The organism is Bradyrhizobium sp. 164 (assembly GCF_023073715.1).
GTDB lineage: Bacteria > Pseudomonadota > Alphaproteobacteria > Rhizobiales > Xanthobacteraceae > Bradyrhizobium.
In genome coordinates, this window is sequence record NZ_JADPKA010000066.1 from 22,982 (window position 1) to 38,718 (window position 15,737).

Consider the following 15,737-nt stretch of genomic DNA (forward strand, 5'->3'; position numbering starts at 1 on the left):
GGCGAGGAGATGCGCGGACGCAAGCTCCGCAGAGATAGTACGGGCGACGTCTTGCCTGACTTCAGGATGGCCCGCCCCATTTCGAACTAACGGGCTGAAACAGGCCGAGCACGTCTTCGGTAAGTGTTCAGTCAAGCTTCAAGTGGCTTGGCCGGTGCAGTACCGGGATCATGTCTTCGGGCTCGGGACGCCGTGTGTAATCGGGATTCACTTCGGAATACAGAATGACGCCATCCCGGCCGACCACGTAGCGGGCCGGCATCGGCAAAGTCCAACTGGGATCGTCATTGAAGGTCGGCAGGTCGTTCTTGAGCTGCTTGTAGAGCTCGATCAGGTAGTCGGGCAGGCTAAAGCGAAGGCCAAAAGCTGCGCCAACTTGCCCCTTGACGTCCGACAATATCGGGAAGCTGAGGTTGTTCTGCCGGACGGACTTGCGGCTGTTGGGCGCGGTCTGCGGCGAGATTGCAATCAGGGACGCCCCGTATTTGTCGAACTCGGGCTTGGCCGCTTCCAAGGCTTGAAGCTCCATGTTGCAGTAGGGGCACCAGACTCCGCGGTAGAAGCTGAGCACCAACGGGCCCACGGCTCAGGATGTTCGTCGGAGCTGACAACATTGCCTTTCGGATCCTTGAGAGCGAACGAAGGAGCGGTGTCTCCGGCCTTCTTTGCGCGCTGGGCGGCTCCGGACGCGATCAGCTCCGCAGTGGCGCGGTGCATGGTCTCAATCACAGAACGAGGAACGCTGTAGGGAGGCTTGCCGGCTTCGAAATCTGCTTTGAAAGCGTCGAGCTTGGCTTGAAGTGACATGGCGATGCTCCTTTGGTATTCGCGTGGGCGATACGCGCCCTGCTCTCAAGATCACGCTCAACAAGCTAAGGAAGACCGCCGTACCGGGTAGCAGCGTCGGTCGACTAGATAATATTCCAGATTGGAATAGCAGAGACAGCCTGAACGGCCGGAAGCGGAGAACCGCGGCCTGGTCGAACGTCAGCCGAGGCCCGCCAGTCGAGGCGGTTATTCGTTAAAAGTGCGCTCGAAGTAGTTTACAAAGGCGCGCGCCTTGGCCGTCGCGGTGCGCCCTGTCGGCAGCACGGCCCAAAGGTCCACCGTCGGAAGATCCCATTCGGAGAGCACCGCGCGCACGCTTCCCAATCGCAGTTCGGGGCTGAACATCCATTCCGACGCAGTGGTCAGCCCTGCATCGGCAAGGACTGCGGCCCGAACGCCTTCCGCGGCGGTCACGCGTAGGCGGCTCTGAACCCTGACGGAGACCTCTGAGCCGTCGCGTCGGAAGGACCACACACTGCCTTCTTGAAGGTAGACGATCGCCTGATGGCGACTCAGCTCGCGCGGGGCCGCTGGCCTGCCCTCGCGATCGAAATAGGCAGGTGTACCCAAGACCAGGCGCTTGCATCTGGCCACACGACGGGCAGCCAATGTCGAGTCCATCAATTTACCCATCCGGAGGGCCACATCAATTCCCTCCTGGATGAGGTCGATCTGACGGTCATCAAGAATGACTTCGAGCTCGAGCTCCGGGTTCTGGGCTAGAAACTTCGGCAACAGGAATGAGGTGGATGCGAGCGAAGGTCACCGCGGCGCAGACGCACGAACGTCTCCATGGAAGCCAGACGATCCATCTTATTCTCCGCAGGAATGGCCGATACTGTTCGTTCCCTTCTGCCACTTTGCAGGGCGCGCCGCCACCTCATGTCCATACTGCTACCTTGGTTCGGGAAAGAAAGGGGGAATATCAGATCACGATGAAGGCCGGCCTGCGCAAGCAGATGGAGCGCCGCTCAGCCGTTACCGAGCTGACGTTCTCGTTCTCAGTACGCGCTCCAAGAACCATTATCGTCCACCTCGGCCCCCCAAATAAGATCATGCACCGCGTTCAGCATCGCTTCGTGCGGAGATCGGACGAGGGCAGGCGAACGGGGCCGGGCGGAACCCGTTTGCAAATGCCGCGGCTGCGCGAAGGCGGTGGAGATCGGAGACACCTCCCGCCATTGCGGCATTCATCTCTTGCCTGCTTTCATGACACAAGCTTCCGAACGAACTCGAGAAACACCCTCACCTTCGCGGACACAAGATTGGATGGGCGGTGGTAGGCGTACAGGGAAAAGTCTCGTCTGTCGCGCGCCATGGAAAACTGCCCCCTCAGCGTCACGAGGAATTGCCCCCTCCTCGGATAGCTGGGGAGAGAGTGAATGAAGCAGGAACGAATCACTGAAGGCTCGTCGTGGATTGATCCACGGGGGCAGGTGATGAAGACGCCGGATGACGTGGCGGAGATGTTGCGCCTGAGGGCGTGCGGGTGGGGTCTGAAGCGGATTGCGCGACAGCTGGGCTGCAGCCATCACACGGTGAAGGGCTACGTGGTGGCGGGCGGGGTGAAGGCGTTCAAGTCGCCTGAGCGGCCGAAGCGTCTCGACGGCCTTGAGGGTTGGCTGCGCGAGAGGCTCATTCGGCATCGCGGCAATGCCGACGTGGTGCGCCAGGACCTGTTGGCCGAGAAAGGCGTAACAGTCAGCCGGCGGACGCTGCAACGCGCCGTGCAGCCCTATCGCCAGGCGCTGAAGGCGGAGGCTCTGGCGACGACGCGGTTTGAGACGCCGCCGGGCCGACAGCTGCAGATCGACTTTGGGGAGCGCCTGGTCGAGATCGGAGGAGCGAAAGTCAAGGCATTCGAGTTCGTGGCAACGCTCGGCCACTCGCGACGGCTTCATGTGCGTGCGTTCCGGGCCGAGAGACAGGAGCATTGGTTTGCGGGGCTCGAGAGCACATTCACGACCCTCGGCGGTGTGCCCGAGGAAGTGCTGATGGACAATCCACGGGCGCTTGTGGTGCGCCACGACGCGGTGAGCCAATCGGTTCAGTTCAATGACAAGCTGATCGCCTTCGCAAAATATTGGGGCTTCCGTCCTCGCGCCTGCGCACCATATCGGGCGCGCACGAAAGGCAAGACCGAGAACGGCGTCGGCTACGTGAAGAAGAACGCAATCGCCGGTCATTCCTTCCCAAGCTGGGAAGCATTCGAGGCGCATCTCGACAGGTGGGAGCGTGAGGTTGCAAACGTTCGTATCCATGGCACGACCGGAGAGGCGCCGATCATCCGCTTCGCGCGCGACGAGATACATCGGTTGAAGCCGCTCGGCGGGCAGCCTTCGTTCGGATCCTTGCGTGAACTGACCCGCGTCGTCGGCAATGATTGCGCCGTCGAGATCGACACGAACAGCTACTCGGTACCGTGGCGCCTGATTGGCGAGCGCGTGGCGGTAACGATCGCGGCCGGCGAAGTGCGGATCCGCCATGGATTGCACCAGGTAGCAGTGCACAAGCTATCGGAGGGTCGCCGGCTGTGGATCATCGACTTTGCCCATCTCGATGGTGTTGCTGGTCGCAACGGCGCGGTCCGCCGGCCGGAGATTGCTGCGGCGACGGTACCGGGATCGTCTCCACCGCCCTCGTTGTTGCGTCCTCTTGCCGAATACGAAGCCGTGATCGGAGGAAGCTTCTGATGGCACGGGCAAAGAATGTAATTGAAGCAACAACCGATCCGCTAGACGCCATGCTGGCGCGATTGCAGCTCTCCGGCATTCGCGACCAGCTCGACAGCCTGCTCGACGAGGCGGCGCGCGCGAACCTGTCGGCGCGTGAGACGCTGATCCTGCTGTGCGAGCGCGAGATCGCGCGCAAGGATCATCGCCGCATCGAGATGGCGCTGAAGCTCGCACACTTCCCGGCCGTGAAGGAGCTTGCGGGCTTCGACTTCGAAGCGCAGCCATCGATCGACCCAAAGCAAATCCGCGACCTGGCCGCATCACGTTGGATAGCCAACGGAGAGAACGTGCTGCTGCTCGGCCCGCCAGGCGTAGGTAAGACGCACTTGTCGATCGCTCTCGGGCGAGAGGCGATCCTGGCCGGATACACCGTGCAGTTCACCACTGCGACGACGCTGGTCGCAGGCCTTGCCAAGGCGCACGGCGAGCGACGCCTGGACGAGAAACTGCTCGCGCTGTCGAAGCCAAAGCTGCTCATCGTCGACGAACTCGGCTACTTGCCGCTTGAACCTGACGCGGCGCATCTGTTCTTCCAACTGGTCAGCCGGCGCTACGAAACCGGCGCCATGCTGATCACGTCGAACCGCAGCGTTGCCGAATGGGGCACAGTGTTCGCCGATCCCGTGGTCGCCACCGCGATCCTCGACCGGCTCCTGCACCACAGCCACGTGCTGACGATCCGAGGCGACAGCCATCGGCTCCGCGCCAAGCGCAAGAGCGGCCTCATCAAGACGCTGACCGCCGGTGACGGCCCTCCGGTCGGCTCCGCCTCCCTCCGGCCCGCCACCGGCGGAAACAACCTTCAACCGAGATCATAGCGCGATGGTGGGGGCAGTTCTTCATGACGCAAAGGGGGCAGTTCCGGATGGCGTTTGACACTCGTCCGACCAGTCCGGGAGCAGATGCACGAGCTTCCCTTCCGCCAGGATGGCCTTGGCGTATAGCTCCAGCAATTGCGCAACACCGATGCCGCCGAGGCAACTCCCAATGAGCGAGCCGGTGTCATAGGCCAGGAGCCGTCCGGATGCCGCAAACGGGATAACCTCTTCGCCGCGCTGAAATTCCCACTCAACGGGACGACCGGTCGCGGAAATCGCGGATGAGAACACATTGATGCTCCCTCGCCAGGTCCCGCGGATGCGTCGGTTTGCTAGGAGACGCAAGGTAGGCCGGTGACGCGCAGGTCAGCACGCGGGTCTCGAGCAGCAATTCTGTTTTCATCGACCGCCCATCCAAGACGATCTGGGGATGGCGAGCCCAACCGAATCGCTGGTCCTTAGGCGATCGATATTAGCAGTCTCCTCTAATAACCCAGCGCGCAGCCATCCTTCCGATGGTCGGAGCCGCCGACCAGCACGCCTTGTTGCCAGTCAATCCCAATGGCCTGGGCCCCGCCTATCGGCCAGCGCGGCGGCTGCACTCTGAGACCCCGCTCGCCGAACGCCTCGACAATCGAACCGCGAAGAACTTCCTCCGCCTCGACAATAATTCCACCGGGCAATGGAAACAGCCGCGGTTCGTCCATCGCGGACTGCAGATCGAGTCCGTACTCGTACAGCCTGGCCAGGAAGTGGGCATGACCCATCGCCTGGTAATGCCCGCCCATCACGCCGAATACCATCGAAGGTCGGCCACCTTCATACACCATGCCGGGAATGATCGTGTGCAGCGGACGTTTGCGGGGCCCAATACAGTTGGGATGTCCCGGATCGATCACAAAGCTCTGCGCGCGATTGTGGAACAGAACGCCGGTCGTCGGCTCCATCAAGCCGGCCCCGTATGGATGGAAAAGAGAGTTGATGAAGCTGACGGCGTTTCGGTCCTTGTCGACAGTGCAGATATAGACCGTATCGCTGTGCTCGGTGCCCGAGAACGGCGGCATTTCTTCGATCGCCTTGCCCAAGTCGATCTTTGCGGCCAGGGATGACGCGAGATCGTCGGACAGCAAATAATCCACAGGCACGGTTGCCATCGCGGGATCCGCCAGCAACCGGTCGCGCGCCGCATACGCCAGGCGCGTCGCCTCCACCTCGATATAGAGGTTATCGACATCTCGCGGCGAGCCGGATCGGTCGAACCGGGAGAGGATCTTCATGATCATGAGAGCGATGATGCCCTGCCCGTTCGGGCCGCATTCGTAGACTGTGCGGCCGCGATAATCGATGGAGATCGGATCGGTGTACTCCCCCTTCGCCGATGCGAAGTCGGCGCTTGTGTGGAGACCGCCCTTGTCCGCCAAGAAGCCGGCGAGCGCGGCGCCGACGTCGCCGTCGTAGAAAGCCCGCGCTCCTTCGCGGCCGATCAGCTCAAGCGTGTCAGCAAGCCTCTCCTGGCTCTGGACGGAGCCGGCTTTCGGCGCATCGCCAGATATCAGAAATGTCTCTCGACAACCGATGTCCGCGCCAAGCAAGTTGGTCTGGTTAGCGAGATCGAACGCGACGCGCGGCGTGAGAACGTAACCACGGCGAGCTATCTCCACGGCAGGGGCGAGGATCTCGCCGAACGGAAGGCGGCCATGGTTTTTTGCGAGCGTCGCCCACGCCTCTACCGCACCAGGAACCGTCACCGCGTGCGGTGTCTGCCGGTCGATGCTCCGGATACCATGCCGGACATACCACGCTGCTTCGGCCGCCGCCGGCGTTCTTCCGGAGCCGTTATAAGACATTGGCTTTGCACTTCCTGGGAGAGAGAACAGCGCGAAACAGTCGCCGCCGATACCCGTCGATCCGGCCTCAACGACGCATTGCACCGCGCAGGCTGCGATCGCGGCGTCCATGGCGTTGCCGCCCGCCTTCATGATCTCGAGCGCCGTCAACGTCGAGACCGGATGGGACGTCGCTGCCATCCCGTCCTTCGCATAGGCCAAGGACCGTCCGGGAACTTCGAAATTTCGCATCGTTGAGATCCTTGTATGGTGAAAGCGGCAAAGGTCGGCGAGGCTGGAGCTGCTCGGGGCCCCAGCGATCGCTTTTGAAAGTCAGGCCGCGGCGGCAGGACGGCCCGCCTGCAGCCAGGCGTACGTCTCGTCGAGAGCAAGCCGGGCGCGGGAATACATGTCCGCGATCTCCGACTTGGTAATGATCATCGGAGGGCAGAAGTTGACGGTATCGCCGAGCGCCCGCGTGATCAGGCCATGCTTGAGGGCGCGCTCTCCCACTTGGGCAGCGATACCCCAGGACGGATCGAACACCTCTTTCGTCTGCTTGTTGCTGACGAGCTCCAGCGCCCCGATCAGACCGATGCCCCGCGCGTTCCCGACCAGAGGATGGTCCGCAAAGGAATGCAGACCCGCCTGGAAATCGCCCATGATCGAGCGGACATAGTTCACGATGTCCCGCTCCTCATAGATTTTGAGAGTCTCAAGGGCGACCGCGGTCGCGACGGGATGGCCGCCATAGGTGAAGCCGTGACCAAAAGTGCCGATCCTGCCGCTTGCTTCGCGGATCGCCGCATAGACCTTCTCATTGATCATCACAGCCGCGATCGGCTGGTATGCAGCCGAAAGCTGCTTCGCCATGGTGATGATATCGGGCTTCATAGCGAAGGTCTCGGACCCGAACATGTTGCCGGTACGGGCAAAGCCGCAGATGACCTCGTCGGCAATCAGCAATATCTCGTACTTGCGCAGAACCGCCTGGATCTTCTCGTAATAGGTCGGCGGCGGAACGATGCAGCCGCCGGAAGCCATCAAGGGCTCGGCGAAGAATGCCGCGATCGTATCGGGTCCTTCTTTCTGGATGAGCTGATCAAGTGCATCGGCGCACCGCGTCGCGAAGTCTTCCGGGCTCTCTCCAGGTTCTGCATAGCGGTAGTGGAGCGGGCATTCGGTATGCAAAATGCCCTTGATCGGCAGGTCGAAATCGCGGTGGTTGTTGAGGAGGCCCGTGAGGCTTGCCGAGGCAATGGTCACGCCGTGATAAGCGCGCATCCGCGAGATGATCTTCTTCTTGCCAGGCTTTCCGATCGCGTTGTGATAGTACCAGGCCATCTTGATCGCCGTGTCATTGGCTTCCGATCCGGAGCTGGCGAAGAACACCTTGCTCATCGGCACGGGGGCGAGATCAACCAGTCGCTCAGCAAGTTCAACGGCAGTGTCGTGCGACTTGCCGCCAAAGCTGTGATAGAATGGAAGCTTCTGCATCTGTCGGTACGCCGCCTCGACAAGGCGCTGCTCACTGAAGCCGAGCGAGGCGCAGAACAGTCCGCCGAGCCCTTCTATGTACCGATTTCCTTCGTTGTCGACGACGTAGATGCCATCGCCGCTTTCGATCATCATGGGTCCCGTCCTCTCGTGGACGACGGCGTTGGTATAAGGGTGCAACATGCGAGCGACGTCGCGCGCTTCGATCGAATTCGGACGAATGGTCATTCCTCGGCTCTCCTCGATGATCGGGCTGCCCGGCGACGATTCCGTTGCCGATGGTGCCGAACTGCTCGCTTCCGTGAAAGTGGTATCAATGTATGGGAGACGATATGATCTTCATGATGTCTCCATGGCCGAACCAACGACGCTGCCGGCTGCCAGGCCCGGCACCGAGGCGATCAACATTCGTGTGTAGGGGTGCTGCGGGTTGGACAGCAGCTCCCGTGCAGGTGCTTCCTCGACGATCTCTCCGAGCTTCATCACCGCGATGCGGTCGCAGATTTGTGCCGCAACCCTCATGTCATGAGTGATGAACAGCATGGACAGACCGAGCTTGTCGCGAAGACCCTCGAGCAGATCGAGTATTTGCGCTTGCACCGATACGTCGAGAGCCGAGACCGGCTCATCAGCGATCAGCAGCTCTGCGTTCATGGCGAGGGCCCGGGCGATACCGATCCGCTGACGCTGCCCTCCACTGAACTCATGGGGCCAGCGGACGACTGCCGACGGATCGAGCCCGACGAGCTGCAGCTTTTCCCGAGCGATGGCCCTCGCTTCTGCTGCACTCGTTCCGTGCGCGATCGGGCCATCTGAGATGATGTCACCGACCGTGCGCCGTGGATCGAGCGACTCGAATGGGTCCTGGAACAGGAACTGGATGCGCTTGCGGAATGGCTTCCACTGCTTGCGGGATAAGGACCGGAGGTCAGTACCCTCGAATCTGATCTCGCCGCTATCCGGAGTGACCAAGTTAACAATGGTCCTCGCGAGTGTCGACTTGCCCGAGCCGCTCTCGCCGACGAGCCCGATGGTCTCGCCCTTCCGCAGATCGAGGCTGATATCGTTGAGCGCAGCCACCTCCTTGCTGCCGCGCCAATAAGTCTTGCGCAGGCCGGACGCTTGGAGGATAGCTCTGTCGGCCCGCGGTCGCGGCGCATCCATGTTCGGTCGTGGGACGGCGGCGAGCAATTTCTTCGTGTAGTCGTGCAATGGCCGCTCGAGGACGTCGTCGGCGCTGCCGTGCTCCACCAGCTCACCGTCCTTCATGACAATCACGCGGTCGGCGATTTCCCGCACCACGCCGAAGTCGTGCGTGATGAACAGCACTCCGGTATTCCGCCTCCGCTGGATATCGCGAATGAGCTTCAGAATCTGAGCCTGCGTGGTGACGTCGAGGGCGGTTGTCGGCTCGTCCGCAATCAGCAGCGAGGGCTCGAGCGCGATCGCCATTGCAATCACAACGCGCTGCCGTTGGCCGCCAGACAGCATATGAGGATACACGCGCACCAGCACTTCCGGGTCGGGCAGATTGACCGCCCGGAGCAGATCGGCCACCCGCTCCTGGCTGCACGCTATGCCATGGACTTGGAACACCTCCGCGATCTGATCACCAATCCGCATCAAGGGATTGAGCGCCGCCATAGGCTCCTGGAACACCATTCCCATCCGGGAGCCGCGCAAGATTCGTAGTTGCGCCGGGGTTTGGTTCAGAAGGTCGATCCCCTGCAGCTCGATCCGTCCACCTAGGACCGGCAGCTCCTTCGAAAGCAGCCCCATGATCGAATTGGCGATCATCGACTTGCCGGAGCCACTTTCGCCGACAACGCAAAGAATCTCACCCTCTCCCAGCGAAAAGCTGACCTTGGACACAGCTTGCGCACGGTCGGCATACGCCGGAAGGCCGATCGACAGTTGTTCGACAGCCAAGAGCTTACAGGTCATGGCAGATCCCGCTTCGACAGGCGCGGATTCAGCCATGTCTGAAGACCTTCACCGAGGAGATTAAGACCGAGCACCGTTATGACGATAGCCACACCGGGAAGGACGCTGATCCACCAGCCGATCCGGATCACGCTACGTCCCGACCCGACCAGAAATCCCCAGGACATCCAGTTCGCATCGCCGAGCCCAAGAAAGGACAGCGCGGACTCGGTAAGAACCGCATTGGCGACCATGAGGCTGCCCAGGACGATCACGGGCGGTAGAGCGTTGGGGAGGAGCGTTTGCCAGACAATGCGGAAATGGGAAACGCCGAGGACTTCCGCCGCCTGGACGAACTCTCTCTTTCGCAACGAGAGGAATTCGGCCCGCACAACCCGAGCGACAGGCGGCCAGGATACCAGGGCAATCGCCGTTATGATGGAGAAGATGCTCGGCCGGAATATCGCAACGAGAAGAATCGCGAGCAGGAAACTCGGGATCGTTTGGAAAAACTCGGCGAACCGCATGACTGCATCGTCCACACGTCCGCCGACATAACCCGCAAGCGCCCCGAGGCTGATCCCGATCCCGAGCGAGGCCAGAGTTGAGACACCGCCAATCAGCAGCGACACCCAGGTCCCGTGTGCCAGCCCGGCGGCGATGTCCCGGCCGAGCGCATCGGAGCCCAGAATGAAACCAGGGCTGCCAGGCGGCTCGAAAGGTGCTCCCCGCATCTCCCATGGAGAGAACGGGAACAGAATAGGTGCAGCGATGGCCAGGCAGATCACCGCCAGAATGATCGAGGCCCCGATGACCATTCGAGGATAGCGCCTGATAAAGGATCTCATAGCGCCTGAACTCGCGGGTCGAAGGCAAGGTAGACGAGGTCGGTCAGGAGATTGAAGGTCAAGACAACGACCGATGTGCAGAGAAAGATGCCGAGAAGGAGGTCATAGTCGCGCGCGAGCAGGGCCTCGAACGCAAGGCTGCCGATCCCAGGCCAGGCGAACACTGTCTCGACAAGGATGGACCCACCGACCAGATGGCCGGCCTGGATTCCAGCCAGCGTGATCACGGGCAGCAGCGCGTTCCGGAGCATATGAACCCACCTGATCCGAGTCTCGGAGGCGCCTTTGGCGCGCGCAGTCTTAATGAAAGGATAGCTCGACACCTCCACCATAGAGGCACGCGTCAGGCGCACGTAAACAGCCGAATAGAATACGGCGAGCGTAATCACGGGGAGAACGGCGTGCCGGGCGATGTCTGTGGCGCGCGCAATGCCCTGGAGGGGCATATCGACCGTCTCCATTCCGAACGTAGGGAGCCAATTGAGCCAGACGCCGAAGACGAGTACCAGCACGATACCGACCAGAAAGAGCGGGGTTGCATAGAAGAACAGCGAGCCGCCCATGATGAGCGTATCGGCTATGCCGCCTGGCTTACGGGCGGCCCGGACCCCGAGTGCGACGCCGCTGGCCAGCGCGATCAGGAACGCAGTCCCGGTCAGCAGTAACGTCGCCGGCAGCCGTTCGAAGATCACGGTGAGAATCGGCCGCTGGAGACGATGCGAGACCCCGAGGTCCAACGTGAGAACGCGTTCGATGTAGATCCAGAGCTGCAAGGGCAACGGCTTGTCGAGGCCGAATTGCTCGCGCAATTGCCGCATGAATTCGGCATCGGCCTGTCCCGACTGGCCGGCGATCGCGCTCGCCGGATCGCCTGGTGCGGCATGAATGAGCAGGAAGTTGACGACGACGATGGCCAGGACCATCGCCGCCATCTTCAGCACCCGCCATCCGATCAGGCGGGGCATTGCCTGAAGACGATTCGAACTCATGCGAGGAAGACGTCGTCGAAGTCATCGGCAATGCCCATCGCCGTCGTGACCGTATTGTTGAGCCTCTTCGCGTAATAGGTCGGGAAACTCATCTGTAGCAGATAGATGTAAGGCATGTCGTCGACCGCGATGCGCTGAAATTCCGACAGTAGTTTCTGGCGTTCGACGGGATCGATGGCATACCGTGACTTGGCGAGGAGTTCGTCAACCCGCGGGTTGCTGTAACCACCGACGTTGTTGAACGCGACGTTCTTGATGTTCTCCGAGGTGAAATACTGCTCCATGCCGATGTTGGCATCACCGACCTGGTAGATGTAATTGATCGACGTCTCATAGTCCCATTTTGCCATCCGGGCCGAGTGGCTTCCCGCGTCTGTCGTTTCCATCGTCACGTTGATGCCGATCTTCTGCATCGAGGCGCGGAAATATTCAGACAGTCGCGTCCACACTTCGCCGTAGGGAAGTGGCAAATGGCGGATCGTGAACCGGACGCCGGAAGCGTCGGGCTTATGGCCGGCCTCATCCAGCAGCTTGTTGGCGGCAGCCAGATCGAACGGAGGCAGCTTGACCGAAGCATCGTAAAATTTGGTCGTCTCGCACAGCGGACCCGTGGCGACCTTGCCGCTGCCGAACCAGAGCTTCTGCAGGATGAAGTTGCGATCGAGCGCCATACTCATGGCGCGCCGGACGCGGGCGTCATCCAGCGGCTTGACACGCTTGTTGATGTCGATCCACGCCAGCGGGCCGTAGTACTCCCATCCCTTCAGCGTGACGGACAAATTCGGTTGTGCCTGGAATCGCGGCAGATCGAAAGGCTCAATGTCGTTGCCGCCGGCCAGCTGGACCTGGCCTGACTGCAAAGCGAGAGCGCGGCTCTGGCTGTCGGGGACAATGCGGTAGACGATCTCGTCGAGGTACGGCTGGTTCGGCTTCCAATATTCTTCGTTCCGGCGCAGCCTGATGAAGCTGCCCCGCTGCCACTCGACGAACTTGAACGGTCCAGTACCAACCGGCTTGGCATTGTTCGGATTGTTGCGCAGGTCGGCAACGTCATAGAGATGCTTGGGGACGATCATGAAGCCCGTCCCGCCAAAACCATACAGAAATGGCGCGAACGGCTCCTTCAGGGTGAAGACTACGGTGTGCGGATCCGGTGCCTCCGCCTTCTCGATCCGGGCGAAAATGATCCGCGCCCGCAGCGAGAGCGTCATCCAGAATTTCATCGCCGAGAAGATGACGTCGTCGGCCGTCATGGGCTGACCGTCGTGGAACTTGACGTTCTCTTGGAGGTGGAAGGTATAGACCTTCTTGTCGTCCGAGATCGTCCAGCTCTTCGCCAGCACCGGTTCGAAATCGAGTGTCGGCGTATAGGTGAAAAGCGGCTGGAAGATCTTGCTGACGGCGGTCAGAGTAGGCCCCTGGGCATTGACGCCGATCATGAGGACCGGAGGCTCGGGCGTCAGAAGGCTCGTCAGGGTGCCACCCCGCTTCGGTGTGATCCCCTGAGCGATCGCCTCGTCGATGCGCATTAGAAAAGGCGCGGTCGCGGCGGCGGCAACCCCTGCCTTCAACAACGCACGCCGCGACGGGCTTCGGTAGGAACGTACGTGGGTCGAGTCTCGCATGGGATCAAAATCACTCACGTCACTGCCTCCTCACCCTCTATGATCGGATATCGGCCAACCGTGGCCAACGACGAACGACCGCATCAATCGCTCGGACGCTGTGCGCGCGCGAGTGCCATGTTGGCTAAAACGTCGGCGCCCGCCTTCGCATGTTCCGGCTCGCACCATTCGAACTCGCTGTGCGATATGCCGTCCCGACAGGGCACGAAGATCAGCGAAGTCGGGCACACGACGTGCATGTTCAGCGCATCGTGCGCAGTCCACGTTGGTAACCGCATGGACGAATAGCCAAGATCGCCGGAAATGCGCTCTGCCAGCTCCACGAGCTCTATTGGAAAATCGAACTTGTGGCGCTGCGGGTTGCGCGAGAATGATACAGCCAGTTGGGCTTCCTTGCCCACCTTGGTGACCGCCTGCTCGATCATGTCGAGGATACGGTCGCGTCCCTCCGGCTCGGCGTGAACGGCCAAAAATTGCAACACCGCTTTGTGTGGAATGTTGATCCGGTTGTTCGGTAGGATGTCGATTACGGTCGCGCTCGCCATACCGTGCGGCTCCTGCGCCATCCCGATCTGTTCGATTGCTTCAACGATCCTTGCGGCACCGACCAGAGCGTTGCGCCGTTTAGACATTCTGGTCGTCTGCGAGTGACCGTTCTCGCCGAGGATTTCGATGATGCCGCCGCCTTGGCATGACGTGTGGGTTACCGCGCCGATCGTGACATTCGAGGCTTCCAGCACGGGACCCTGTTCGATATGCACTTCGATATAGCTGTCGACCAGTCGCTGCCCGACCTCGACCTCGCCCGCATAACCGATACGTTTCAGTTCGTCGCCCATCAGAATGCCGGCGCGATCCCTGGTTTGCAGCAATGTTTCCAGCGTTGTGCGCCCCGCAAAGAGATTGGAGCCGACGACGCCGGGCGGAAACCGCGCCCCTTCCTCATTGGTCCAGTTCACGACCTCGATCGCGCGCCGCGTCCTGATAGCGGCACGATCGAGGGTGCGCACGGCCTCGAGTCCGGCCAGCACGCCAAGCACGCCGTCGAACCTGCCTCCGGGAGCCTGGGTGTCGAGATGGCTGCCCAGCATGACAGGTGGCAGCTTCGGATCCTGCCCTTCCCTGCGCGCGAAAATGTTGCCGATCTTGTCCACACTGACGGCCAGCCCGGCCTCCTTCGCCCAGTGGACGAAGAGGTTGCGGCCGTCGCGATCGGCGTCGGACAACGCAGTCCGGTACGAACCGCCATTGGCCGTCGCTCCGATGGCGGCCATCGTCATCAGGTCGGACCATAACCGCTCGCCGTCTATCCTAACCATCATGAGATGCTCTGCTTCCTGCTTGCCAGATTCTGCTGCGCCGGTTCGACGCCGCACCAATCAGCCACAAAGCAGGCGATCGTCTTGGTCGTCTCGCGGAGCGACTCGAGATTCAGGCGCTCGTTGAATCCATGAATCCGCTCCCCCACGGGGCCGTAGCAAAAAGCCGGGATTCCGAAGTGACGATCGTAAAAACGCGCGTCGTTCAGCGACGTCGCAAGTCGCCGCTCGAGAGGCCGCCTCGTCACTGCGCGGTGCGCCTCTTCCAAGACCTGCCGAACAGCGGGCTCATTGCGCATGATGTAGCCGTGCGAGAGATAGCCGGACCCCACGATCTCGGGAGGATTGTTCGCAAGGAATGGCATCTTCGACGCCGCAGCGTTGACGCAGGAGACAATCTCCCTCTGGCAGGCCTCCACGCTCCAGTCAGGCAAGAGGCCGATGCGGCAATCGACATCGCACCAGGCTGGTACACTCGATGCCCAATCGCCCCCGTGTATAATGCCGGGGTTGAAGTTCAGGGGATGGTCGACTTCTCCGTAGATGGGATGGCCGGCCGCCCGGTCGTTCCATGTTTTTTCAAGTCCCTCGAGAGCCCGCACCATTTCCATGGCGGCCTTGATGGCATTGAAGCCCTCTCCTGCATGCGAAACGTGCGTCGGCTCGCCTGACACCCGCAAACGAAACCAGATCACGCCCAGACAAACATCGCCAAAGCGTTGGCCAGTGGGCTCTGGAAGGAGCGCGCAGTCAGCGCGGTAGCCACGCTGGAGGGCCGACAAGGCACCGACCCCGGTGCTCTCCTCCTCGATCACAGATTGAAAGTGAATCCGCCCCTTCAGGCGAAATCCCGCCTTTCGGATCGCCTCGACCGCGTACAGGGCTGCCAGCGTGCCGCCCTTCATGTCCGCGGCTCCCCGGCCATAAAGCCACCCATCCCTGATCTCGGGCTGGAATGCGGGCGACCTCCACATCTGGGCAGGTCCTGCCGGAACGACGTCGCAATGGCCCTGGAGAATGATGGATCGGCCGGTCTCCACGTGCGGCTGAAGTGTCCCGACCACCGTCCGCGCCCGTGAAAAATCGTGGGAAATCACGCCGAGGTCCGGTAGTCCCTGCAGCTCAGCCAAATCGATCTGCCAATCATCGACGACGTAGCCTCTGGCCCGGAGCTCGCCCGCCACGAAATCCTGGGCAAGGCCACTCCGCGCCCCTTGTGCTCGGAATGGCGGCGAACGCCTTCGTTCGCTCGACCTGTTCGTCGAAGCTGCGATCGGCGGCGGCGGCAATCAATCCCCTTTGCTGATCGGCAAGCGCCATCTTTCCTCC

11 protein-coding genes and 2 pseudogenes are annotated in these 15,737 nt (G+C 61.4%); 2 read left to right on the plus strand and 11 right to left on the minus strand.

Going from position 1 to position 15,737, the window contains the following annotated elements:
• Positions 1-127 precede the first annotated feature (127 nt).
• Positions 128-807, minus strand: a pseudogene (locus tag IVB01_RS20205) (peroxiredoxin-like family protein).
• A 207-nt stretch (positions 808-1,014) separates the two neighbouring features.
• Entirely contained in the window at positions 1,015-1,563 is a 549-nt protein-coding gene (locus IVB01_RS20210) for a substrate binding domain-containing protein (RefSeq protein WP_247494800.1), read from the minus strand.
• A gap of 647 nt (positions 1,564-2,210) precedes the next feature.
• On the opposite strand from IVB01_RS20210, the gene istA reads away from it, so the two are divergent.
• The gene (gene istA, locus IVB01_RS20215) at positions 2,211-3,521 is read left to right on the plus strand and encodes an IS21 family transposase (protein ID WP_247494801.1); all 1,311 of its coding nucleotides are present in this window, start codon (positions 2,211-2,213) and stop codon (positions 3,519-3,521) included.
• The gene (istB, locus tag IVB01_RS20220) at positions 3,521-4,381 is read left to right on the plus strand and encodes an IS21-like element helper ATPase IstB (RefSeq protein WP_247494802.1); all 861 of its coding nucleotides are present in this window, start codon (positions 3,521-3,523) and stop codon (positions 4,379-4,381) included. The genes istA and istB overlap by 1 nt, the downstream gene beginning before the upstream one ends.
• A gap of 21 nt (positions 4,382-4,402) precedes the next feature.
• Here istB and IVB01_RS20225 read toward each other — a convergent pair whose 3' ends face one another.
• The 9 genes and pseudogenes from IVB01_RS20225 to IVB01_RS20265 form a co-directional block, all read right to left on the minus strand.
• Entirely contained in the window at positions 4,403-4,672 is a 270-nt protein-coding gene (locus IVB01_RS20225; protein ID WP_247494803.1) for a hypothetical protein, read from the minus strand.
• Positions 4,673-4,866: 194 nt separating this feature from the next.
• Positions 4,867-6,459, minus strand: coding sequence for a gamma-glutamyltransferase family protein (locus IVB01_RS20230; protein WP_247494804.1), 1,593 nt, complete (start codon positions 6,457-6,459; stop codon positions 4,867-4,869).
• 81 nt (positions 6,460-6,540) lie between these two features.
• Positions 6,541-7,932, minus strand: coding sequence for an aspartate aminotransferase family protein (locus tag IVB01_RS20235; RefSeq protein ID WP_247494805.1), 1,392 nt, complete (start codon positions 7,930-7,932; stop codon positions 6,541-6,543).
• A gap of 111 nt (positions 7,933-8,043) precedes the next feature.
• Positions 8,044-9,648, minus strand: a complete 1,605-nt coding sequence (locus IVB01_RS20240; RefSeq protein WP_247494806.1) for an ABC transporter ATP-binding protein — start codon at positions 9,646-9,648, stop codon at positions 8,044-8,046.
• The gene (locus IVB01_RS20245) at positions 9,645-10,475 is read right to left on the minus strand and encodes an ABC transporter permease (RefSeq protein ID WP_247494807.1); all 831 of its coding nucleotides are present in this window, start codon (positions 10,473-10,475) and stop codon (positions 9,645-9,647) included. The genes IVB01_RS20240 and IVB01_RS20245 overlap by 4 nt, the downstream gene beginning before the upstream one ends.
• Positions 10,472-11,464 carry an ABC transporter permease gene (locus IVB01_RS20250; protein WP_247494808.1) on the minus strand — a complete coding sequence of 331 codons (993 nt, stop codon included), beginning with the start codon at positions 11,462-11,464 and terminating at the stop codon, positions 10,472-10,474. Before IVB01_RS20250 ends, IVB01_RS20245 begins: the two co-directional genes overlap by 4 nt.
• Positions 11,461-13,107: an ABC transporter substrate-binding protein gene (locus IVB01_RS20255; RefSeq protein ID WP_247494809.1), complete on the minus strand. Its 1,647-nt coding sequence runs from the start codon at positions 13,105-13,107 to the stop codon at positions 11,461-11,463. Before IVB01_RS20255 ends, IVB01_RS20250 begins: the two co-directional genes overlap by 4 nt.
• Before the next feature lie 65 nt (positions 13,108-13,172).
• Positions 13,173-14,411, minus strand: a complete 1,239-nt coding sequence (locus tag IVB01_RS20260; protein WP_346659343.1) for an allantoate amidohydrolase — start codon at positions 14,409-14,411, stop codon at positions 13,173-13,175.
• A pseudogene (locus IVB01_RS20265) lies at positions 14,408-15,728 on the minus strand (ArgE/DapE family deacylase). Before IVB01_RS20265 ends, IVB01_RS20260 begins: the two are co-directional and overlap by 4 nt.
• Between the last annotated feature and the right edge of the window lie 9 nt (positions 15,729-15,737).

What these genes read in the sequence shown, in the direction of transcription:
- IVB01_RS20245 (WP_247494807.1), bottom strand. Translation starts at nt 10,475, where the DNA reads ATGAGATCCTTTATCAGGCGCTATCCTCGAATGGTCATCGGGGCCTCG.
- IVB01_RS20250 (WP_247494808.1), bottom strand. Translation starts at nt 11,464, where the DNA reads ATGAGTTCGAATCGTCTTCAGGCAATGCCCCGCCTGATCGGATGGCGG.
- IVB01_RS20260 (WP_346659343.1), bottom strand. Translation starts at nt 14,411, where the DNA reads ATGATGGTTAGGATAGACGGCGAGCGGTTATGGTCCGACCTGATGACG.
- istA (WP_247494801.1), top strand. Translation starts at nt 2,211, where the DNA reads ATGAAGCAGGAACGAATCACTGAAGGCTCGTCGTGGATTGATCCACGG.
- IVB01_RS20230 (WP_247494804.1), bottom strand. Translation starts at nt 6,459, where the DNA reads ATGCGAAATTTCGAAGTTCCCGGACGGTCCTTGGCCTATGCGAAGGAC.
- IVB01_RS20240 (WP_247494806.1), bottom strand. Translation starts at nt 9,648, where the DNA reads ATGACCTGTAAGCTCTTGGCTGTCGAACAACTGTCGATCGGCCTTCCG.
- IVB01_RS20235 (WP_247494805.1), bottom strand. Translation starts at nt 7,932, where the DNA reads ATGACCATTCGTCCGAATTCGATCGAAGCGCGCGACGTCGCTCGCATG.
- istB (WP_247494802.1), top strand. Translation starts at nt 3,521, where the DNA reads ATGGCACGGGCAAAGAATGTAATTGAAGCAACAACCGATCCGCTAGAC.